The sequence below is a fragment of the Burkholderia sp. Se-20378 genome (genome assembly GCF_017104665.1).
GTDB classification, from domain to species: domain Bacteria; phylum Pseudomonadota; class Gammaproteobacteria; order Burkholderiales; family Burkholderiaceae; genus Burkholderia; species Burkholderia lata.
The window spans coordinates 1-20,951 of the sequence record NZ_JAAGPG010000107.1 but is presented as its reverse complement, the minus strand read 5'-3'; the positions used below and the strand labels follow the sequence as shown (position 1 = coordinate 20,951).

General features: G+C 66.6%; 16 protein-coding genes and 2 pseudogenes. 15 read left to right on the top strand and 3 right to left on the bottom strand.

What is annotated here, in order from left to right:
- From G3N93_RS14285 to G3N93_RS14230, 12 genes and pseudogenes are all read left to right on the top strand, one after another.
- Positions 1-1,193 (top strand): FimV/HubP family polar landmark protein (locus G3N93_RS14285; protein ID WP_277396547.1); only part of this gene is annotated, 1,193 nt, incomplete at its 5' end.
- The gene (gene truA / locus G3N93_RS14280) at positions 1,193-2,005 is read left to right on the top strand and encodes a tRNA pseudouridine(38-40) synthase TruA (RefSeq protein WP_174930535.1); all 813 of its coding nucleotides are present in this window, start codon (positions 1,193-1,195) and stop codon (positions 2,003-2,005) included. The genes G3N93_RS14285 and truA, both read left to right, overlap by 1 nt.
- The gene (locus tag G3N93_RS14275; protein WP_206133316.1) at positions 2,002-2,703 is read left to right on the top strand and encodes a phosphoribosylanthranilate isomerase; all 702 of its coding nucleotides are present in this window, start codon (positions 2,002-2,004) and stop codon (positions 2,701-2,703) included. The genes truA and G3N93_RS14275 overlap by 4 nt, the downstream gene beginning before the upstream one ends.
- Before the next feature lie 54 nt (positions 2,704-2,757).
- Positions 2,758-3,951, top strand: coding sequence for a tryptophan synthase subunit beta (trpB, locus tag G3N93_RS14270; RefSeq protein ID WP_043177597.1), 1,194 nt, complete (start codon positions 2,758-2,760; stop codon positions 3,949-3,951).
- A gap of 9 nt (positions 3,952-3,960) precedes the next feature.
- Positions 3,961-4,812, top strand: a complete 852-nt coding sequence (locus G3N93_RS14265; RefSeq protein WP_174937147.1) for a site-specific DNA-methyltransferase — start codon at positions 3,961-3,963, stop codon at positions 4,810-4,812.
- Positions 4,813-4,853: 41 nt separating this feature from the next.
- Positions 4,854-5,669: a tryptophan synthase subunit alpha gene (gene trpA / locus G3N93_RS14260; RefSeq protein WP_027791147.1), complete on the top strand. Its 816-nt coding sequence runs from the start codon at positions 4,854-4,856 to the stop codon at positions 5,667-5,669.
- Between the two features lie 64 nt (positions 5,670-5,733).
- Positions 5,734-6,604, top strand: a pseudogene (accD, locus tag G3N93_RS14255) (acetyl-CoA carboxylase, carboxyltransferase subunit beta).
- A 100-nt stretch (positions 6,605-6,704) separates the two neighbouring features.
- Entirely contained in the window at positions 6,705-8,015 is a 1,311-nt protein-coding gene (gene folC, locus G3N93_RS14250) for a bifunctional tetrahydrofolate synthase/dihydrofolate synthase (RefSeq protein WP_206133315.1), read from the top strand.
- Positions 8,016-8,044: 29 nt separating this feature from the next.
- The gene (locus tag G3N93_RS14245; protein WP_174937153.1) at positions 8,045-8,881 is read left to right on the top strand and encodes an SPOR domain-containing protein; all 837 of its coding nucleotides are present in this window, start codon (positions 8,045-8,047) and stop codon (positions 8,879-8,881) included.
- Between the two features lie 6 nt (positions 8,882-8,887).
- A complete protein-coding gene (locus tag G3N93_RS14240) occupies positions 8,888-9,382 on the top strand; it encodes a CvpA family protein (protein WP_006491262.1) in 495 nt (164 codons plus the stop codon).
- 51 nt (positions 9,383-9,433) lie between these two features.
- Complete coding sequence (gene purF, locus G3N93_RS14235; RefSeq protein ID WP_174937156.1) at positions 9,434-10,966, top strand: amidophosphoribosyltransferase; 1,533 nt, start codon at positions 9,434-9,436, stop codon at positions 10,964-10,966.
- Positions 10,967-11,211: 245 nt separating this feature from the next.
- Complete coding sequence (locus G3N93_RS14230; RefSeq protein ID WP_039358331.1) at positions 11,212-12,402, top strand: O-succinylhomoserine sulfhydrylase; 1,191 nt, start codon at positions 11,212-11,214, stop codon at positions 12,400-12,402.
- A 114-nt stretch (positions 12,403-12,516) separates the two neighbouring features.
- On the opposite strand, the pseudogene G3N93_RS14225 reads toward G3N93_RS14230, so the two are convergent.
- The 3 genes and pseudogenes from G3N93_RS14225 to G3N93_RS14215 all read right to left on the bottom strand — a co-directional run.
- A pseudogene (locus tag G3N93_RS14225) lies at positions 12,517-13,473 on the bottom strand (NAD-dependent epimerase/dehydratase family protein); the annotation flags it as partial.
- Positions 13,460-14,506, bottom strand: coding sequence for a GDP-mannose 4,6-dehydratase (gene gmd / locus G3N93_RS14220; RefSeq protein ID WP_206133313.1), 1,047 nt, complete (start codon positions 14,504-14,506; stop codon positions 13,460-13,462). The pseudogene G3N93_RS14225 and the gene gmd, both read right to left, overlap by 14 nt.
- A gap of 36 nt (positions 14,507-14,542) precedes the next feature.
- Positions 14,543-15,607, bottom strand: a complete 1,065-nt coding sequence (locus G3N93_RS14215; RefSeq protein WP_206133312.1) for an acyltransferase — start codon at positions 15,605-15,607, stop codon at positions 14,543-14,545.
- Between the two features lie 498 nt (positions 15,608-16,105).
- On the opposite strand from G3N93_RS14215, the gene G3N93_RS14210 reads away from it, so the two are divergent.
- From G3N93_RS14210 to G3N93_RS14200, 3 genes are all read left to right on the top strand, one after another.
- The gene (locus G3N93_RS14210) at positions 16,106-18,298 is read left to right on the top strand and encodes a hypothetical protein (protein ID WP_206133317.1); all 2,193 of its coding nucleotides are present in this window, start codon (positions 16,106-16,108) and stop codon (positions 18,296-18,298) included.
- 26 nt (positions 18,299-18,324) lie between these two features.
- Positions 18,325-19,791: an oligosaccharide flippase family protein gene (locus G3N93_RS14205; protein ID WP_206133311.1), complete on the top strand. Its 1,467-nt coding sequence runs from the start codon at positions 18,325-18,327 to the stop codon at positions 19,789-19,791.
- Positions 19,788-20,951: glycosyltransferase family 4 protein (locus G3N93_RS14200; RefSeq protein ID WP_206133310.1), on the top strand; the 1,164-nt coding region annotated here is incomplete at its 3' end. The genes G3N93_RS14205 and G3N93_RS14200, both read left to right, overlap by 4 nt.

Below are 20,951 nucleotides of genomic sequence, written 5' to 3'. Positions count from 1 at the left end.
CGGTATCCGCGCCCGCGCAACCGGCCGCGCCGGTCGCAGCACCTGCACGCGGTAACGAGCAGATGGACTGGCGTCCGGCCGCGGTGGCCGGTGCGGCCGTGATCGTCCTCGCGGCAGGTTTCGCGTGGCGCAAGCGCAGGAAAAGCCGGCGCACGGACGATGCGGGTACGGACACGGCGGCTACCGGTACGGCAGCGGGCGGTGTCGCGGCTGCGGCTGCCACTGCGCAAGCCGAAGCCGCGCCTTCTGTCGAACCTGAACTGCCGATCCGGCCCGAGATGCCGGTCGCGCGTGATGCCGCTTCCGACTTGAGCCTTGCCGCGGCGACTGCCGCAGCGGCGGAGCCGGTCGAGACGCCGGATACGGATGTGCCGCCGGCGTCGGATGTGGCGAAGCCGCATGTCGAGCAGCCTGAATTGCCGACCGCGCATGCCGTAGTGCCGCCGGCGAGCGAGGCGGCTCCGGTTTCGCGCGATGCCGAGCCGATCGAAAAGGTCGCGGCCGAAACACAGGCCGAAAAGCCGGTCGAAGCGTCGGCAGAGACGCCGATCGAGACGTCGGTGGAGACGCGGGTAGCGATGCCGGTGGAGACGCCGGTCGAGACGCCGGCCGCACCCGCACCCGCCGAAGCGCAGCATGCGACGCTGATGCAGAACGCGATCAGCGCGCTCAACAGCCTCGACATGCCGCTGCCGCCGCGCACGCCGGACGAGTTGTCGCTGGCAGCGGATGAGCCGGCTGCGCAAGCAGGGCAGTCCGACACCGACAAAATCGCAACTAACGGTCAAGTCGCCCAGCACCTGCCGATTGGCTCGATCGATCCGGCCCCGGAACATCCGGCCGACCAGGATGACGAGTTCGATTGGGATCCGGACGCGGCGACGCCTGCGAGCCAGGCGGGCAGCCCGTTCGCGACGTCGTCGCTGCCGCCGCTCGGTGGCGCGCAGTTCGGTGCGCTGAAGCTCGATTTCGATCTCGATCTGCCTTCCGCGCCGGGCGCTGCGTTGCCGGCGCTGACGCCGGACGAGCTCGCCCGTATCGCGCGCAACAAGCTCGACCTCGCGTCCGAGTACGTCGAGCTGGGCGACCTTTCCGGTGCGCGGACGCTGCTGCAGGAAGTGGTCGACGCGAACGACGTTGCGACGCGCGACGATGCGCGCGCGCTGCTTGCGAAGCTGGCGGACGAGGCGTGATGCGGATCGCGCTCGGCATTCAGTACGACGGCGCGGCGTTCTGCGGCTGGCAGGCGCAGCCGCACGGCAAGACCGTGCAGGATCGGCTCGAGCACGCGCTGGCCGAGTTCGCGCGCGTGCCGCTGCATACGACGGTGGCCGGGCGGACCGATACGGGCGTGCACGGGCTCGGACAGGTCGTGCACTTCGATACCGACCTCGATCGCGAAGTCTTCTCGTGGGTGCGCGGCACCAACGCGTTCCTGCCGTCGACCGTGGCGGTGCAGTGGGCGAAGCCGATGCCGGACACGTTCCACGCGCGTTTCTCGGCGTTCGAACGCACCTATTACTACGCGCTGTACGTGCATCCCGTGCGCTCGCCGATGCTGGCGGGGCGCGCGGGCTGGATCCATACGCCGCTCGACGACGACGCGATGCGCGCCGCCGCCGCGCACCTGATCGGCGAGCACGATTTCTCGTCGTTCCGGTCGTCGGAATGCCAGTCGAAGACGCCGGTCAAACACCTGTACCAGATCGACGTGCGGCGCGTGGGCCATTTCGTTCATTTCCGGTTCCGCGCCAACGCGTTCCTGCACCATATGGTGCGCAACCTGATGGGCTGCCTCGTCGCGGTCGGTCGAGGCCGCTATCCGGCCGACTGGCTCGCCGACGTGCTGGCCGGGCGCGACCGCAATCTCGCGGCGCCCACGTTCATGGCCGACGGGCTGTATCTCGCCCACGTCGGCTACCCGGCGGAATTCGCCGTCCCGCCCGCGCAGCTCGGCAGTGTGCCGTGGAGCAGCGTCTGGGCCGATCTGGACCCGCAATCATGACGGATCACGCCGTGTCTCCCTCGACTCCCGCCGCGGCCAGCCTGCCGCCGCGCACCCGCATCAAGCTGTGCGGGCTGTCGCGCCCCGAGGACGTGCTGCACGCGGCCGCGCTCGGCGCCGATGCGATCGGCCTCGTGTTCTACCCGAAGAGCCCGCGCGCGGTGTCGATCGCGCAGGCGGCCGAGCTGGCGCGTCTCGCGCCGCCGTTCGTGTCGGTGGTCGGGCTGTTCGTGAACGCGACCGAGGCCGAGATCGAGGCCGTCGTGCGCGACGTGCCGCTCACGCTGCTGCAGTTCCATGGCGACGAGACGCCCGAACAGTGCGACGCGCTAGGCCGCGCGGCGCGCCTGCCGTGGCTGCGCGCGGTGCGCGTGGGCCCCTCGACGCAATCGGCCGATTTGGTAGAATCGGGTCTTCGTTATTCGAAAGCGCGCGGCCTCCTGTTCGACACCCTGGTGCCGGATTACGGTGGTAGCGGCAAGGTCTTCGATTGGTCTCTTATTCCCGCAGAGCTCGCGCATCGGGCCGTTTTGAGTGGTGGCTTGAGCGCGCAAAACGTCGGTGATGCGATTCGCCAGTTGCGCCCGTTTGCTGTCGATGTCTCGAGTGGCATCGAAGTGGAGGGCGCGAAGGGCGTGAAGGATCACGCCCGGATGGCGGCGTTCGTACGCGCGGTGCGCGAAGCGGACGCCGGGTGATGCAAGCGGTGCGGCCCCGAAAGCGGGGCGCGCCGACCGATCGAGAGAGACACCATGTACAACCTTCCTGATGATCGCGGCCACTTCGGCCCGTATGGCGGCACGTTTGTCGCCGAGACGCTGATTCACGCGCTGGACGAACTGCGCGCGGCGTATGAAAAATTCCAGAACGATCCCGATTTCGTCGCCGAATTCGAGCGCGAGCTGAAGCATTTCGTCGGCCGCCCGTCGCCGATCTATCACGCACAGCGCTGGAGCGAGACGCTCGGCGGCGCGCAGATCTACCTGAAGCGCGAAGACCTGAACCACACGGGTGCGCACAAGATCAACAACGTGATCGGCCAGGCGCTGCTCGCGAAGCGCATGGGCAAGAAGCGCGTGATCGCCGAGACGGGCGCCGGCCAGCACGGCGTCGCGACCGCGACGATCTGCGCGCGCTTCGGGATGGAGTGCGTCGTCTACATGGGTTCGGAAGACGTGCGCCGCCAGGCCGCGAACGTCTACCGGATGAAACTGCTCGGCGCGACGGTCGTGCCGGTCGAGTCGGGTTCGCGCACGCTGAAGGACGCGCTGAACGAAGCGATGCGCGACTGGGTCACGAACATCGAGAACACGTTCTACATCATCGGCACGGTCGCGGGTCCGCACCCGTACCCGATGATGGTGCGCGACTTCCAGCGCGTGATCGGCGACGAGTGCAAGGTGCAGATGCCCGAGCTCGCCGGCCGGCAGCCTGACGCGGTGATCGCCTGTGTGGGCGGCGGTTCGAACGCGATGGGCATCTTCTATCCGTACATCGACGACACCTCGGTGCAGCTGATCGGCGTCGAAGCCGCCGGCGACGGCCTCGACACGGGCCATCACGCGGCGTCGCTGATCGCCGGCAGCCCGGGCGTCCTGCACGGCAACCGTACCTACCTGCTGCAGGACGACGACGGCCAGATCATCGAGACGCATTCGGTGTCGGCGGGCCTCGACTATCCGGGCGTCGGCCCCGAGCACGCGTGGCTGAAGGACAGCGGCCGGGCGCAGTACGTCGGCATCACCGACGAGGAAGCGCTGAAGGCGTTCCACGACTGCTGCCGGATCGAGGGGATCATTCCCGCGCTCGAGTCGAGCCACGCGATCGCGTATGGCGTGAAGCTCGCGCCGACGTTGCCGAAGGACAAGATCCTGCTCGTCAACCTGTCGGGCCGCGGCGACAAGGACATGCACACGGTCGCCGAGCGATCGGGCATCGAACTCTGACCCCGACCGATGCGTGACCTGATCGAAGAACCGGGCGGCGGCGCCGCGAGCGAGGCGGGGGCGGTTCAGCCCGCCGCTGCCGTGCCGCGCGCGCTGCCGTCCGGGATCGAACTGCATAACCGCGATTTCCTGACCCATGCCGCGCACCTGCCGGACGCGTCGATCGACCTGATCGTCGCCGATCCGCCGTACGGGCTCGGCAAGGACTACGGCAACGACTCGGACAAGCGTTCGGGCGACGACTTTCTCGCGTGGACGCGCGGGTGGCTCGAGCTCGCGATTCCGAAGCTGAAGCCGAGCGGGTCGATGTACATCTTCTGCACGTGGCAGTACGCGCCGGAAATCTTCAGTTTCCTGAAGACGCAGCTCACGATGGTCAACGAGATCATCTGGGACCGACGCGTGCCGAGCATGGGCGGCACGACGCGCCGTTTCACGTCGGTGCACGACAACATCGGCTTTTTCGCGGTTTCCAAGGCGTATTACTTCGATCTCGATCCGGTCCGCATCCCGTACGACGCCGATACGAAGAAGGCCCGCTCGCGCAAGCTGTTCGAAGGCAGCAAGTGGCTGGAGATGGGCTACAACCCGAAGGACGTCTGGTCGGTCTCGCGCCTGCACCGGCAGCACGCGGAGCGCGTCGATCATCCGACCCAGAAGCCGCTGGAAATCATCGAGCGGATGGTGCTCGCAAGCTGCCCGCCGGGCGGCCGCGTGCTCGATCCGTTCATGGGCAGCGGCACGACCGCGGTGGCCTGCGCACGGCAGGGGCGCGACTTCGTCGGCTACGAGATCAACGAAAGCTATTGTGCGATCGCGCACGAGCGCGTGAACGCGCTCGCTGCGCCGGCGTGCGCGTGAATCGCGCCGCCGCATCGCCGAACGCATCTAGGAAAATTGCCATGTCCCGTATTCAGCAGACCTTCGCCGCGCTCGCCGAACAAGGCCGTAAGGGCCTGATCCCGTTCATCACGGCCGGCGACCCCGATCCGGCCAAGACCGTCGAATTCATGCACGCGCTCGCCGAAGGCGGCGCGGACGTGATCGAACTCGGCGTGCCGTTCTCGGACCCGATGGCCGACGGCCCCGTGATCCAGCGCTCGTCGGAGCGCGCGCTCGCGCGCGGTGTCACGCTCAAGAGCGTGCTCGCCGACGTGAAGCGCTTTCGCGAAACCGACCCCAAAACCCCCGTCGTGCTGATGGGCTATGCGAACCCGATCGAGCGGATGGGCGTCGACGCGTTCGCGGCCGAAGCACAGGCGGCCGGCGTCGACGGCGTGCTCGTCGTCGACTATCCGCCGGAAGAGGCGGGCGTGTTCGCCGAGAAAATGCGCGCCGCGCAGATCGATCCGATCTTCCTGCTCGCACCCACGTCGACCGACGAACGCATCGCCGACGTCGGCAAGATCGCGAGCGGCTACGTGTATTACGTGTCGCTCAAGGGCGTGACCGGCGCAGGAAATCTGGATGTTTCGAGCATTGCGGGTAAAATCCCGGCCATCAAGTCGCGCGTGCCGGTTCCGGTCGGCGTCGGCTTCGGTATTCGCGACGCCGAAACGGCGCGCGCGGTGGCCGAAGTGTCGGACGCCGTCGTGATCGGCAGCCGCCTCGTGCAGCTGCTCGAAAGCGCTGCGCCGGAGGGTGCCGCCGCCGCGCTGAAGACGTTCATCGCCGAGCTGCGCGCCGCCCTGGACGGCGCGGGCAAGACGGCGCGATAAACACAACACAGGAAGCGGGAACGGGCCATGCGGCCCGGCCCGCCACGGAACAGGAAACCATACGATGAGCTGGCTCGACAAACTGTTGCCGCCGAAGATCAAGCAGACCGACCCGAAAAGCCGCAAGGGCATTCCGGAAGGCCTGTGGGTCAAGTGCCCGTCCTGCGAGGCCGTGCTGTACCGCAACGACGTGGACGCGAACCTGCACGTGTGCCCGAAGTGCGATCACCACATGCGCATCGGTGCGCGTGAGCGCCTCGACGGGCTGCTCGATCCGGAAGGCCGCTACGAGATCGGCCAGGAAATCGTGCCGGTCGACACGCTGAAGTTCAAGGACAGCCGCAAGTACCCCGATCGTCTGAAGGAAGCGATGGACGACACGGGCGAAACCGACGCGATGGTCGTGATGGGCGGTGCGATCCACACGCTGCCGGTGGTCGCGGCCTGCTTCGAGTTCTCGTTCATGGGCGGCTCGATGGGCTCGGTGGTCGGCGAGCGCTTCGCACGCGGCGCGCAGAACGCGCTGGAACAGCAAGTGCCGTTCATCCTTCACGGCTTCGGGCGGTGCGCGGATGCAGGAAAGCCTGTTGTCGCTGCTGCAGATGGCGAAAACCACCGCGATGCTGACCAAGCTGGCCGAAGCGAAGCTGCCGTTCATCTCGGTGCTGACCGACCCGACGATGGGTGGCGTGTCGGCGAGCTTCGCGTTCCTCGGCGACGTCGTGATCGCCGAACCGAAGGCGCTGATCGGCTTTGCCGGCCCGCGCGTGATCGAGCAGACGGTTCGCGAGAAGCTGCCGGAAGGCTTCCAGCGCGCCGAATTCCTGCTGAAGACGGGCGCGATCGACATGATCGTCGACCGCCGCAAGCTGCGCGACGAGATCGCGCAACTGCTCGCGCTGCTGCAGCGACAGCCGGCCGACGCGCTGGCTTGACCGGCGCAAGATGGTGAACACTGCGCGTCGCCTGGTTTCAGCGCCAGGCGGCGCGCTTCGTTTTTTGGCGTAGTGGCGGTCCCGATCCAGATTTGAACCGATGAGCACTTTTCCCACTCTCGACGCGTGGCTTTCCCATCTCGAACGCGCGCACCCGGTCGGCATCGACATGGGCCTGACCCGCATCGGGCAGGTCAAGGCGGCGCTGCAGCTCGAATTCGCGTGCCCCGTCATCACCGTCGGCGGCACGAACGGCAAGGGCTCGACCTGCGCGTTCCTCGAGACGATCCTCGTGCGTGCCGGCTACAAGGTCGGCTGCCACACGTCGCCGCACCTGCTCGAATTCAACGAGCGCGCGCGCGTGAACGGGCAGAACGTCACCGATGACGAGCTGCTGCCGCACTTCGAGGCCGTCGAAGCCGCGCGCACGTCGCTGCCCGAGCCCGTGTCGCTCACGTACTTCGAATTCACGACGCTCGCGATCCTGCACCTGTTCGCGTCGCGCGGGCTCGACGCGGTGATCCTCGAAGTCGGCCTCGGCGGCCGGCTCGATGCGGTCAACATCATCGATACCGATTGCGCGATCGTCACGAGCATCGACATCGACCACACCGAATACCTCGGCGACACGCGCGAGAAGATCGCGTTCGAGAAGGCCGGGATCTTCCGCTCCGGCAAGCCGGCGATCTGCGGCGATCCGGCCGCGCCGCAAACGCTGATCGACCACGCGGAAGCGGTCGGCGCCGATCTGTGGCTGGTCGGACGCGATTTCCGCTACGAGGCGCAGGCAGGCGCGGAGCGCCAGCAGTGGAGCTACCTCGGGCGCGAGAAGCGCTATCCGGCGCTTGCGTATCCGGCGCTGCGCGGGGCGAATCAGCTGATCAATGCATCGGCCGCGCTCGCCGCGCTCGAAGCGCTGCGCCCGCTGCTGCCGGTGTCGGCGCAGGACATCCGGCTCGGCCTCGCGAACGTCGAACTGCCGGGGCGCTTCCAGGTGCTGCCCGGCAAGCCGGCGATCGTGCTCGACGTCGCGCACAACCCGCATGCATCGGCCGTGCTCGAGCAGAATCTCGGCAACATGGGCTTCTTCCCGTACACGTACGCAGTGTTCGGCGCGATGCACGACAAGGACATCGACGGCGTGCTGCAGCACCTCAAAGGCGAGATCGACCACTGGTGCGTGACCGACCTGCCGCTGCCGCGCGCTGCCTCCGCGGAGCAGCTCGAAGCCGCGCTGCGCAAGGCCGGCGTGGAGGAGGGGCCCGATTCGAGCGTCACGCGTTACACGTCGCCCGCCGAAGCGTTTAGCGATGCACTAAAAAGAGCATCCGAGAATGATAGAATCGTGGTTTTCGGCAGTTTCCATACGGTTGCCGGCGTGCTGGCCTACCGTAAATCGCAGCAACACTGACTGACGGGCAGTTTCGGACTCAGCCATTCATGGGAATTTTCTCGTTCGGCAAAAAAGACGACGACGCGCCCCAGCGGCGCGGCGGTCGCACCGGGACCTCCCGGAACGTGCGCACGGAGCGCACTGAACGCGTCGAGCGACGCTCACGCCGTACCGAGCGTCCGGAATCGGACGCACTGCTCCTCGATCCGACCCTTCCAGAAAAGCAACGCGCGCGCCGTCGCCTCGTCGGCGCGATCGCGCTCGTCGTCGCAGCCGTGATCGTGCTGCCGATGGTGCTCGATTCGCACCCGAAGCCGGTCACGGACGATATCGCAATCGACATTCCGAACCGGCCCGCGCACCAGGCGGTCGCGCCGCGCGACGATGACGCGTCCGACGTACAGGCGGGCGTCGCGCACGACGAGCCGCCGGCATCCGATGTGGCCGTTGCGGCTGCACCGGCGCCCGCGCCGAAGGATGCCGACAAGCCGGCTGCGAAACCCGATACCACGACCACGGCAAGCGTGACGCCGCCGAAGCCCGCGCCGAAACCGGCTGCCCCCGTGGCGAAGCCGGCTGCGCCGAAGCCTGCGCCCGCGGCCGTCGCGAATGCCGACGCCGCCAGCCCGGACAGCAGTGACGCTTCGTCGCCGTCGTCGCCGGCCGGTGCGCGCTTCGCGGTGCAGCTCGGTTCGTTCAAGGACGACGCGACGGCCCGTTCGTGGGCCACCAAATTGAAATCGGCGGGCGTGCCCGCATATGTCGAGCATCGCAAGCAGGCGGACGGCAGCACGGCTACACTGTTGCGTGCGGGCCCGTTCGCGGATCGTGCGGCGGCTTCCGCCGCGATCGCGAAGGTGCGCGAAGCCGGTCTGACGCAGTAACGCACGATGCTGACGGCTTTCGACTACGCTGTATTGGCGGTGATCGTGTTGTCGGCGCTACGCGGTGCGTGGCGCGGCTTCGTGTCCGAGATTTTCGGGCTGATCGGCTGGATCGCGGCGATCGTGATCGCGGGCCGCTACGTCGGACTGGTCGTGCCGTATATCCCGGCGAACTGGCCGGGCGGCGCACTGACGCAGTGGGTGATCGCCTTCGCGTTGGTCGTGATCGGCGTGGTGCTGGTCGCCGGTGTGGCGAACGCGCTGCTGTCGCGGATCGCGCAGGCGAGTGGTCTGGGCGGCGTCGACCGCTCGCTGGGCATGATGTTCGGGCTCGTCCGCGGCTGCGTACTGGTAGTGCTGCTGGTCGCGGCGGCCGGGCTGACCGAACTGCCCAAACAGGATTTCTGGCGCAATGCGCTATTGCGTCCTTTCGCCGAACAGGGCGTGCATGAGCTGAAGCAGCTCCTGCCCGACGGCATGGCCCAGTACGTACGCGTGTGACGACGCGGCCGGGCAGGACGGAACCGATTTTGTCATTCTGAAGGACATGCCATGTGCGGCATCGTAGGCGTTATCTCCCAATCCCCGGTCAATCAGCTGATCTATGACAGCCTGCTGCTGCTGCAGCATCGCGGTCAGGACGCGGCGGGCATTGCGACGGCGGACGGCAGCAATTTCCACATGTACAAGGCGAACGGCATGGTGCGCGACGTGTTCCGCACGCGCAACATGCGCAGCCTGCCCGGCACCTACGGCATCGGCCAGGTGCGCTACCCGACCGCCGGCTCGGCGTCGAGCGAAGCCGAGGCGCAACCGTTCTACGTGAACGCGCCGTTCGGGATCATCCTCGCGCACAACGGCAACCTGACGAACTGGCAGCAACTGAAGGACGAGATGTTCCGGATCGACCGCCGGCATCTCAACACCAATTCCGACAGCGAAGTGCTGCTCAACGTGTTCGCGCACGAGCTGCAACTGTCGACCACGGGCCTCGAGCTCGACCCGGCGTCGGTGTTCAAGGCCGTCGCGGGCGTGCATCGCCGCCTGCAGGGCTCGTATGCGATCGTGTCGCTGATTGCCGGCTACGGCCTGCTCGCGTTCCGCGATCCGTTCGGCATCCGCCCGCTGTGCATCGGCAAGCTCGAAACCGAGCACGGCACCGAGTGGATGGTCGCGTCGGAGTCGGTGGCCGTCGAAGGCATCGGTTTCGAATTCGTCCGCGACGTGCAGCCGGGCGAAGCGATCTTCATCGACCCGGCCGGCAACTTCCACAGCCAGCAGTGCGCGGAGCAGCCGACGCTGAATCCGTGCATGTTCGAATACGTGTACCTCGCGCGTCCGGATTCGTGCCTCGATGGCGTGCCGGTCTACAACGTGCGTCTGCGCATGGGCGACTATCTCGCCGAGAAGATCAAGCGCGAGCTGCCGAACGTGCAGATCGACGTCGTGATGCCGATTCCCGATTCGTCGCGCCCGGCTGCGATGCAGGTGGCCGCGAAGCTCGGCGTCGAGTACCGCGAAGGCTTCTTCAAGAACCGCTACGTCGGCCGCACCTTCATCATGCCGGGCCAGGCCGTGCGCAAGAAGTCGGTGCGCCAGAAGCTCAATGCGATGAGCATCGAGTTCAAGGACAAGAACGTGCTGATCGTCGACGATTCGATCGTGCGCGGCACGACCTCGCATGAAATCGTGCAGATGGCGCGCGATGCGGGCGCGAAGTCGGTGATCTTCGCGTCGGCCGCGCCGCCCGTGAAGTTCCCGAACGTGTACGGCATCGACATGCCGACGCGCGGCGAGCTGGTCGCACATGGCCGTACCGACGAAGACGTCGCGAAGATCATCGGCGCCGATCACCTGATCTACCAGGACGTCGACGACCTGCGCCGCGCGGTGCGCGACATCAACCCGAAGCTCGAACGCTTCGAGGCGTCGTGCTTCGACGGCAACTACATCACCGGCGACGTGACGCCCGAGTATCTCGATGCGATCGAGCGCGCGCGCCTCACGCCGGCATCGCAGGCCGATCGCGACACGGCTGGCGACACCGAACGCTCGCAGATGAACCTGCAGCTGTCGGTCGAGTGACACCGGCGCACGCTTTTGACGAAGCGTGATAGGATGTGGCCTTGCGTCGATTTGATATCAGCTTGCGGACGCGGGGCGACTTCCCAAAACAGCTAAAGCGAAGGCCGGTGGCAACCGGCCCGAGTCGATCGCTGTCGTACCGCACCGAAGCCCGCTGATGCCGACGCATAGCGGGCTTTTTGTTTTGGCCTGGTTTTGACTGGGTTCGCGCCACCCGCGCGGCCATCGAATACGGAAAACGGAACATGGACGACTCCCTCAACTTCGACACGCTTGCCGTGCGCGCGGGCACGCTGCGCAGCGACTTCAACGAGCACTCGGAAGCGCTGTTCCTCACGTCGAGCTTCTGCTTCCAGAGCGCGGCCGACGCGGCCGAGCGCTTCGCGAATTCGGAAGACTACTTCACCTATTCGCGCTTCACGAACCCGACGGTCACCATGTTCCAGGAGCGTCTCGCGGCGCTCGAGGGCGGCGAGGCGTGCATCGCGACGGCGTCGGGGATGGCCGCGATCATGTCGGTCGTGATGGCCGCGCTGCAGGCCGGCGATCACCTCGTCAGCTCGCGCAGCCTGTTCGGCTCGACGCTCGGGATGTTCTCGCAGATCTTCAGCAAGTTCGGCATCACGACGACCTTCGTCGACCCGACCGACCTGAACGCATGGAAGGAAGCCGTGCGTCCGGAAACGAAGATGTTCTTCCTCGAGACGCCGTCGAACCCGCTGACCGAACTCGCCGACATCGAGGCGATCGGCAAGATCGCGAAGGCATCGAACGCGCTGTTCGTCGTCGACAACTGTTTCTGCAGCCCGGTGCTGCAGCAGCCGCTGAAGCTCGGCGCGGATGTCGTGATGCACTCGGCGACGAAATTCCTCGACGGCCAGGGGCGCGTGCTCGGCGGCGCGCTGGTCGGCTCGAAGGAATTCATCATGGGCAAGGTGTTCCCGTTCGTGCGCAGCGCGGGCCCGACGCTGTCGGCGTTCAACGCGTGGGTGCTGCTGAAGGGGATGGAGACGCTGTCGCTGCGCGTCGAGAAGCAGTCGGCGAACGCGCTGGAGATCGCACGCTGGCTCGATTCGCATCCGGCCGTCGCGCGCGTGTTTCATCCCGGCCTCGAATCGCACCCGCAGCACGAACTCGCGAAGCGTCAGCAGAAGGCGGGCGGGTCGATCCTGTCGTTCGAGCTGAAGGGCGATACGCCTGAACAGCAGCGCGCGAATGCGTGGCGCGTGATCGACAACACAAAGCTGATCTCGATCACCGGCAACCTCGGCGACACGCGCTCGACCATTACCCATCCGGCGACGACCACCCACGCCCGCATCACACCGGAAGCGCGCGCGGCAGCGGGGATCAGCGAAGGGCTGATCCGGTTGTCGGTCGGCCTCGAGGACGCGGGCGACCTGCGCAAGGATCTCGCGCGCGGCCTCGAAGGCTGAGTGCGGCGGCACGCGTCCTTATGGCGATGCGACGGGGCGTGCCTGTGAGTACGATCTGTCGCCGTCGGCGCCGTAGCCGCGACGCATACCTTCGCGCGGGCGCGATCCGTTTAGCGAACGTGCCGGCGCGCCTTCGCGTACCGCGCTCACCATCCACCGCAGCGTTTCGTCGAGCGGCGTGACGGGCAGTTCACCCACCGCACGCCGCAACTTGTCGCGGGACCCGCTCAGGCTCTTGACCTCGTTGGGCCGCACGAAGCGCGGGTCGATCGTCACGTCGATCACGTAGCCTGTGATGCGGGACAGTATCGCCAATACTTCCTTCAGCGAATACGCGCGCTCCGAGCAGACGTTAAGGATCTCGCCGGCCGGCGCGGTCTGGATCAGCCTCAGATAGGCGGCCGTTATGTCGCGTACGTCCGAGAAGTCGCGGCGCACGTCGAGATTGCCGAGCGAGATCCGCGGTTCGTTGCGCGCATAGTGCGCGACGAGCTTCGGCAGCAGGTACGCATCGCTCTGGCCGACGCCCGTGTAGTTGAACGGCCGCGCGATCACGATCGGCAGCCGGTCGGCCCACAGCTTCGCCGCATATTCCATCGCGAGCTTACTGATCGCGTAATCGTTCGCGGGGTCGGGCGGGACGTTTTCGTCGAGCACGCCGGCCGTCGAGTTGCCGTAGATGTTCGCGCTGCTCGCGAGCAGCACGGCCGACGGGCGGCGATCGAGACCCGCGAGCGCCGCCAGCAGGTTGCGCGTGCCGACGACGTTGACCGCATAAGTTTGTGACGGATCATCCTGCGCGACATGCGCGCGCGCGGCGAGATGCACGACCGCGTTGGGGTGTGCGTCAGCGGCGGCAGCGCGTACCGCATCCGCGTCGAGCAGGTCGACCGGCAACAGCGTACAGTTCGCGAACATCGGATCGTCCGACGGTGGCGAACCGGGTGCGACGGTGCCCCAGATGTCGTAGCCGGCCGCTTCGAGATGCTGCACCATGTAACGGCCGGTGAAGCCCGTCAGACCCGTGACGAAGGCACGGCGCCGGGTGTGCTCGATATCAGAACGTGTCATGGTGTTGGTTCCGCGTCAGATCTGCCTCGACCATCATCTGGCAAAGTTGTTCGAGCGTCGTCTTCGGTTCCCAGCCGAGTTGGCTTTTCGCCTTGTCGGCGCAGCCGATCAGCAGGTCGACCTCGGCGGGGCGATAGAACTTCGGATTCACTTCCACGAGCACGTTGCCGTTCGACGCGTCGAGGCCACGCTCCTGCTCGCCCTTGCCGGTCCATTCGATCTGGTAGCCGGCCGCTGCAAACGCCATCCGCACGAAATCGCGCACGGTCTCGGTGCGGTTGGTCGCAAGCACGTAGGTGTCGGGTTCGTCGGCCTGCAGCATGCGCCACATGCCTTCGACGTACTCGAGCGCGAAGCCCCAGTCGCGCTTCGCGTCGAGGTTGCCGAGCTCGAGGCGGGTCGCCTTGCCGAGCTTGATCTTCGCGATGGTGTCGGTGATCTTGCGCGTGACGAACTCGCGGCCGCGCAGCGGCGATTCGTGGTTGAACAGGATGCCGCTGCTGCCGAACAGGCCGTACGACTCGCGGTAGTTCACCGTCGTCCAGTGCGCGTACAGCTTCGCGACTCCGTACGGGCTGCGCGGATAGAACGAGGTCGCTTCCGTCTGCGGAATCGACTGCACCATGCCGAACATCTCGGAGGTCGATGCCTGGTAGAAGCGCGTCTTCGGGCTCACGACGCGGATCGCCTCGAGCAGGTTCAGCGGACCCAGGCCCGTCACTTCGGCGGTCGTCGCCGGCTGGTCGAACGACACGCCGACGAAGCTCTGCGCGGCGAGGTTGTACAGCTCGTCGGGCTGTGTGCGTTCGAGCAGGCGCAGGCTCGAGCCGGCATCGGTCAGGTCATGCTCGACGAGCGTGAGGTTCGGGTGCGTGTCGACGCCGAGCTCGGCGATGCGCCAGAAATTCACCGAGCTGGTGCGGCGGTAGGTACCGGTGACCTCGTAGCCCTTGTCGAGCAGCAGCTTGCTCAGGTAGGCGCCGTCTTGCCCCGAGATCCCGGTGATGATGGCCTTCTTGCGAGTTTGGGTCATGGCATTGTCCTTGTCGAAATCTATGGATGATGAAATTCAGGCGGTCGTGCCGGCGGCGGCCGGCAGTGCGCGGCGTGCGGGGCCGCGCGTCAGGCGCCGTTCGAAGCCGTACCAGCTCAAGGTCGCGTACGCGAGCGTGATCGCGAGCGCCAGCGCGGCCGTGACGAAGCGGTTCAGGTGCAGCGGCCACAGCGCGTACAGCACGCTGAGGTGGATCAGGTACACGGTGTAGCTGACGGTGCCGACGTAGACGAGCATCGGGTTCGTCAGCACGCGCTGCAAGAGGCCGCGGCCGCGCAGGGCGATCACGACGATCGACGTGCACAGCAGCAGCGAGATGCTGTAGAGCGCCGCATTCGACAGCGGCGTGTTCGCGGCGCGAAAGCGCGGGAACGACAGGTGCAGCCAGCCGAGGATCGCGAGCGACACGAGCGCGCCGACGATCGCGAGCGGATAGAACGGCTCGAGCGCGCGCCGGTCGCGGCGCAGCACGATCGCGAGCAGCGCGCCCGCGGCGAGCAGGTCCATCCGGAACGGCGTCAGGTAGTAGATCGGCCAGAACGAGTCGAACCACGGCGTCGCGATCGCGCGCAGCACGGGGGCCGCGACGATCAGCGCGGCGGCGACCCACAGCAGCGCGCGCTCCGAGCACCACAGCACGACGAACGGCCAGAAGATATAGAACTGCTCCTCGACCGCGAGCGACCACAGCACGTTCAGGCTGTCATGGCCGATGCTGCCGAGCGACAGCCCGATGTTGGTCGAGAAGAACGCAAACCACGGCCAGTGCGGCAGCCAGCTCGCGCCGAACAGGATCGTCGACACCACCAGCAGCAGCACGTACGGCGGCAGGATGCGACGCACGCGACGTGCGTAGAAGTGGCTGAAGTACGACTGCCCGCGCGCCTTGCGATCGAGCAGGATGCCGGTGATCAGCAGCCCGCTCAACACGAAGAACAGGTCGACACCCATCCAGAGCGGCGCCTTCAGCGCGTGCTGCAGGAACACGGCGCCCACCGCGATCGCGCGCAGCCCGTCGAGCTGCACGATGCGGCCGTGTTGCGGCGGGGTGAGGTCCGCGGGTCGCGAGATGCCCGTCATCGCGCCGCTCCTTCGCGACGCGCGGCGCGAGCCGGGGCGTGTCGCACATCCGATGCGTAAACGTGAACGTAGTGCATGCCATTAAATGAAATATCGAATCGAAATCGATTCTAGGGAAAAGAAATCGGCAAAAAAACGCGCGTCATTTATCTGACGACAAACATTCAAATGCCGATTATTTCGATCGCGGGGTGAAAGGTCGGTGCCCGGACGGCCCCGTCAGGCGGCGCAAGGCGGCATTTTCTACGGATCGGAAAAAGAAATGCGGTCGTTATTGCCGTTTTTTGGTGTCTTTTTGCCTCTGTTCCGGTTCGATATTTCAGGCGGAAACATCCCCAAATATTTCCAAATTTCTTGTGATTATTTTTGCTTGTAACCTGCATCGCGACGTTTGAAACCCATTTAGCGACAAGGTGCACCGGTGGCAGTCCGCGGTGGCGCCGGTCGCTGTAGCATCAAGTCTGGAGAAGCGCATTGCGACGTCTGATTCTGGTAGGCATGACGGTATGCGCGACGCTGCTGACGAGCGCCGCACCGGCCGAAACGGTGTTGCCCGCGACGACGTCGTGGATCGGCAATACGTTCGGCTATGGCGACGGCAGCTGGACGCAGATCGACATCCGCGCGATCGCGGTGACGCCTGAAGGCAAGGTGTATACGAATGCGCCGTGGGACGAGAGCGGGGCCGAGGCGAGCGTCTACCAGGACGGGAAGATGCTCGGCTTCGCCGGTGGCACGCACGGCTGGGGCAACCTCGGCGGCAGCGCGATCGCGGTGAACAGCAAGTACGCGTACGTCGCGATCGGGGTCGGCAACGAGCGCGGCCACCTGCAGTCGCCCGGCATCTGGCCGGACAAGGGCAAGCAGTGGTTCGGCATCTCGCGCCGCACGATCGGTGACCTGAAGCAGCCCGCGCCGTTCCGCGCGTCGCCGCAGGTCGCGCCGGGCGGCCGCGCGGACACCGGCCGCGCGCGGATGGCCGCGAGTTTCATGATGATGAACGAGGTGGCGGCTCCGGCGCGCTCGGAAGTGGGCGAGCAGAAGGCGGAAGTCGGCGGCCTCGCGGCCGACGACAAGACGCTGTTCGCGACGAATCCGTCGCGCGACGCGGTGGACGTGTACGACGCGGAAACGATGCAGCAGAAGGGCACGTGGAGCGCGCACGAGCCGGGCCGCCTCGCGCTCGCGGGCGACGGCACGCTGTGGCTGCTCACGGATACGATCAACGGGCCCGCGCACCTGGTGCACGTGCGCGCGGACGGCCGCAAGCTCGACGACGCGCCTGCACTGCCGGAAGGCACCGACGCGGTGGACGTGGCGGTCGACGCGAAAGGGCGCGTGCTCGTCGCGGACAACGGGCCGCGCCAGCAGATCCTGATTTTCTCGAAAGGCGGCAAGGGTTATGCGCAGTCGGGCACGCTCGGCGAGCGCGGCGGGATCTTCGCGGGCCCGGTGCCGGGCCGGCCGGGGCCGCAGCGGTTCAACGGGCTGACGGGCGTCGGCGTCGACCGTGCGGGCAACATCTATGTGTCGATGAACGGCATCGGGCCGCGCCACGACACGATCGGCGCAGGGCTCGGCGCGGTGCTCGAAAGCTATACGCCGGACGGCAAGCAGCGCTGGCAGGTGCAGGGGCTGCTGTTCGTCGACGGCGCGTGGCTCGACCCGGCGCGGCCGAACAGCGTGTACACGGGCAACAAGCGCTTCGAGCTCGACCTGTCGAAGCCGCCGGGCCAGGACTGGAAATACGTCGGCTTCCTGTCGAACCGCTTCAAGTATCCGGACGACCCCGTGTTCCATACGGACCAGTGGCCCGGCATGCCGATCGCGCGTCGCCTCGACGGCCGCACGTTCCTGTACCTGACCGACATGTATGCCGATCACCTGAAGATCTATCGCTTCGACGCGAAGCGCGACGGTGAAGTCGCGATTCCGTCCGGCCTGATCGCGGGCCGCGCGCGGCCGGTCGACAAGGTGCCGAACAAGCCGCCGGGCGGCGACTGGCTGTGGCGCGATGCGAACGGCAACGGCCGTCTGGATGCCGACGAGTTCGAGATCAATACGACGGGCAAGGCGAAGGCGGGCGGCTGGGGCTGGTGGGTCGACACGAAGGGCGACATCTGGCGCACGAGTGACGTGCGCGGCATTCACCGCTTCCAGTTCGGCGGCGTCGACAAGGCCGGCAACCCGATCTACTCGTACGACAAGGTCACGACCTACCCGATGCCGCAGCCGTTCACGCAACTGCGCCGCTCGATCTACGACGCGCAGACGGACACGCTGTACGTGACCGGTTACACGGCCGATGCACCGCCGCAGCCGGGCATCAACAAGGAAGTGGGCCGCGTGCTGGTGCGCTTCGACAAGTGGTCGACGGGTTCGCCGGTCGTGCGCTACCAGGTCGCGCTGCCGTGGCAGCTCGACGCGAAACCGATCTTCGACCTGATCGGGCTTACGGCCGAGGGCCGTTACCTGTTCGGGGTGGAGCCGGTCGGCAAGATCCACGTGTACGACAAGGAAACCGGCAAGGAAGTGGGCGTGATGAGCCCGGGCGCCGAGGTCGGCAAGGCATCCGGCTGGGTCGACGTGCCCTTCGGCATCAGCGCGTTCCGGCGCGAGAACGGCGAGTACCTCGTGTTCGTCGAGGAAGACGCGCGCGGCAAGGTGCTGATGTATCGCTGGAAACCGTGACCGGCAGCGTCACACAAGGCAGAAGCATGGACAAAGGCATACTCAAGAACGTTTCGATCAACTTCATCGGGCTGATCCTGCCGACCTTCGTGTCGCTGGTGACGGTGCCCGCCTATATCCACGCGCTCGGCGTCGAACGCTACGGCGTCGTCAGCCTCGTGTGGACGCTGATCGGCTATTTCGGGATCCTCGATCTCGGGATGAGCATGGCCGCGCAGAACCACATCTCGAAGGCACTGGCGAGCGGCAACGCCGACGAAAGCGCGCGCGTGTTCTGGAGCGCGTTCTGGCTGAACCTCGGCACCGGCATCGTGGGCGGGCTGCTGATCTATTTCGGCGCGTTCATCTACACCGCGTATTTCACGAAGGTGTCGGCGGCGATGCAGCACGAGGTGTATCTCGCGCTGCCGTGGCTCGCGCTCGCGATTCCGCTCGCGAACGTGTCGTGGGTGTTCGCCGGCGCGATCAACGGCGCCGAACGCTTCGGCGTGTTCAACACGAACCAGACGATCGGCACGTTCCTGTTCCAGCTGCTGCCGCTCGGCGCCGCGTGGTGGATTGCGCCGAACCTGCAGACCGTGCTCGCCGCGGCGGTCGTCGCGCGCCTGGTCGCGGCGGTGATGCTCGGCCACGCCAGCATCAAGGTGCTCGGGATCCGGCGCATCGATCCGCCGCAGTGGGGCACCGCGAAAGGGCTGTTCAATTTCGGCGGCTGGATGCTGATCGCGAGCACGACCAGCATGATCGCCGACACGCTCGACCGCGTGATGCTCGGCGCGGGGATGGGGGCGAAGTTCGTCACTTATTACACGGTGCCGCAGAACCTCGTCACGCGCCTGAACATGCTGCCGAACGCGCTCGTGCGCACGCTGTTCCCGCGCCTGTCGGCGGTGGGCCGCGACCATGCGGACACGCTCGCGCGGCAGTCGCTCGAATTCCTGAACGGCGTGTTCACGCCGGTCGGCATCGTCGCGATCTTTGCGCTCGCGCCGTTCCTCACGCTGTGGGTCGGCTCGGATCTCGCCGCGCATTCGGCGCCGGTCGGCCGCGTGCTGGTGATCAGCGTGTGGCTCGTCGGCCAGGCGAGCGTCACGCGGATCCTGATCCAGTCGCAGGTCAACCCGGCCCGCGCGGCGTTCGCCGGGCTCGTCGAGATGCCGTTCTTCGTCGGCGGCCTGTGGTACGGCATCCATCACTTCGGGCTGATCGGCGCGGCGGTGGTCGTCGCGGCGCGCGCGCTCGTCGACTACGGCGTGCTGCTGACCCTGTCGGCGATCCGGATGCGAGCGATCGTGCTCGACATGCTCGCGCACCTCGCGTTCCTGCTCGCGAGCCTGTTCATGGCGCAGGCGTGGCCGGGGCTCGTCGAGTCGATCGGCATGTGCGCGGTCGTGCTGCTGTTGAACGTCGCGTGGTCGCTCACGATGACGCCGGGGTTGCGTGCGCTGGTGCGCGACCTGTTCGTCCGTCTCAATGCGAGGAAAATGGTATGAATCGCGATCTGGCGGAACACGCCGTATTGAATCTCGCCACCGCCGATGCGGCCGTGGCCGAATCCGGCGATGCCACCGCGCTGCGCCGGGCGCTGCCGGCCGAACGCGCCAGCGCACGCCATCCGACGCGCGCGATGCGCGTGGCGATCGTCCACGACTGGCTCGTCACCTATGCGGGCGCCGAACGCGTGCTCGAGCAGATCGTCGCGTGCTTTCCCGACGCGGACCTGTTCAGCCTCGTCGACTTCCTCGACGATCGCGCGTTCGTGCGCGGCAAGCCGGTGACGACGTCGTTCATCCAGAAGCTGCCGTTCGCGCGCACCAAGTACCGCAGCTACCTGCCGCTGATGCCGCTCGCGATCGAGCAGCTCGACGTTTCGGAATACGACCTCGTGATCTCGAGCAGCCACGCGGTCGCGAAGGGCGTGCTGACGGGGCCGGACCAGGTGCACATCAGCTACGTGCATTCGCCGATCCGCTATGCTTGGGATCTGCAGCACCAGTATCTGGAACAGTCGAACCTCACGCACGGGCCGAAGTCGCTGCTCGCGCGGATGATCCTGCATTACATCCGCAACTGGGACACGCGCACCGCGAACGCGGTGGACGGCTTCGTCGCGAACTCCGCGTTCATCGCGCGGCGCATCAAGAAGGTCTACCACCGCGACGCGGCGGTGATCTTCCCGCCAGTCGACGTCGACGCGTTTTCGCTGAACGCGGAGAAGGAGGATTTCTACCTGACCGCGTCGCGGATGGTGCCGTACAAGAAGATCGACCTGATCGTCGATGCGTTCTCGCGCACGCCCGAGCGCAAGCTCGTCGTGATTGGCGACGGCCCCGAGATGCAGAAGATTCGCGCGAAGGCCGGCCCGAACGTCGAGATCATGGGCTACCAGCCGTTCGCGGTGCTGCACGACCGGATGCGGCGCGCGAAGGCGTTCGTGTTCGCGGCCGAGGAGGATTTCGGGATCTCGGTGGTCGAGGCGCAGGCGTGCGGCACGCCGGTGATCGCGTACGGCAAGGGCGGTGCGCTCGAAACCGTGCTCGACCCGCAATCGAACCTGAATCCGACCGGGCTCTTTTTCGACGAACAGACGCCGCACGCGATCGTCGCGGCCGTCGACGATTTCGAGCGTGCGCCGCAGCGCTTCACGCCGAAC

What these genes read in the sequence shown, in the direction of transcription:
- G3N93_RS14240 (WP_006491262.1), top strand. Translation starts at nt 8,888, where the DNA reads ATGCTGACGGCTTTCGACTACGCTGTATTGGCGGTGATCGTGTTGTCG.
- G3N93_RS14230 (WP_039358331.1), top strand. Translation starts at nt 11,212, where the DNA reads ATGGACGACTCCCTCAACTTCGACACGCTTGCCGTGCGCGCGGGCACG.
- G3N93_RS14215 (WP_206133312.1), bottom strand. Translation starts at nt 15,607, where the DNA reads ATGACGGGCATCTCGCGACCCGCGGACCTCACCCCGCCGCAACACGGC.
- G3N93_RS14210 (WP_206133317.1), top strand. Translation starts at nt 16,106, where the DNA reads ATGACGGTATGCGCGACGCTGCTGACGAGCGCCGCACCGGCCGAAACG.
- purF (WP_174937156.1), top strand. Translation starts at nt 9,434, where the DNA reads ATGTGCGGCATCGTAGGCGTTATCTCCCAATCCCCGGTCAATCAGCTG.
- G3N93_RS14265 (WP_174937147.1), top strand. Translation starts at nt 3,961, where the DNA reads ATGCGTGACCTGATCGAAGAACCGGGCGGCGGCGCCGCGAGCGAGGCG.
- G3N93_RS14205 (WP_206133311.1), top strand. Translation starts at nt 18,325, where the DNA reads ATGGACAAAGGCATACTCAAGAACGTTTCGATCAACTTCATCGGGCTG.
- G3N93_RS14245 (WP_174937153.1), top strand. Translation starts at nt 8,045, where the DNA reads ATGGGAATTTTCTCGTTCGGCAAAAAAGACGACGACGCGCCCCAGCGG.
- G3N93_RS14275 (WP_206133316.1), top strand. Translation starts at nt 2,002, where the DNA reads ATGACGGATCACGCCGTGTCTCCCTCGACTCCCGCCGCGGCCAGCCTG.
- trpB (WP_043177597.1), top strand. Translation starts at nt 2,758, where the DNA reads ATGTACAACCTTCCTGATGATCGCGGCCACTTCGGCCCGTATGGCGGC.
- trpA (WP_027791147.1), top strand. Translation starts at nt 4,854, where the DNA reads ATGTCCCGTATTCAGCAGACCTTCGCCGCGCTCGCCGAACAAGGCCGT.
- truA (WP_174930535.1), top strand. Translation starts at nt 1,193, where the DNA reads ATGCGGATCGCGCTCGGCATTCAGTACGACGGCGCGGCGTTCTGCGGC.
- gmd (WP_206133313.1), bottom strand. Translation starts at nt 14,506, where the DNA reads ATGACCCAAACTCGCAAGAAGGCCATCATCACCGGGATCTCGGGGCAA.
- folC (WP_206133315.1), top strand. Translation starts at nt 6,705, where the DNA reads ATGAGCACTTTTCCCACTCTCGACGCGTGGCTTTCCCATCTCGAACGC.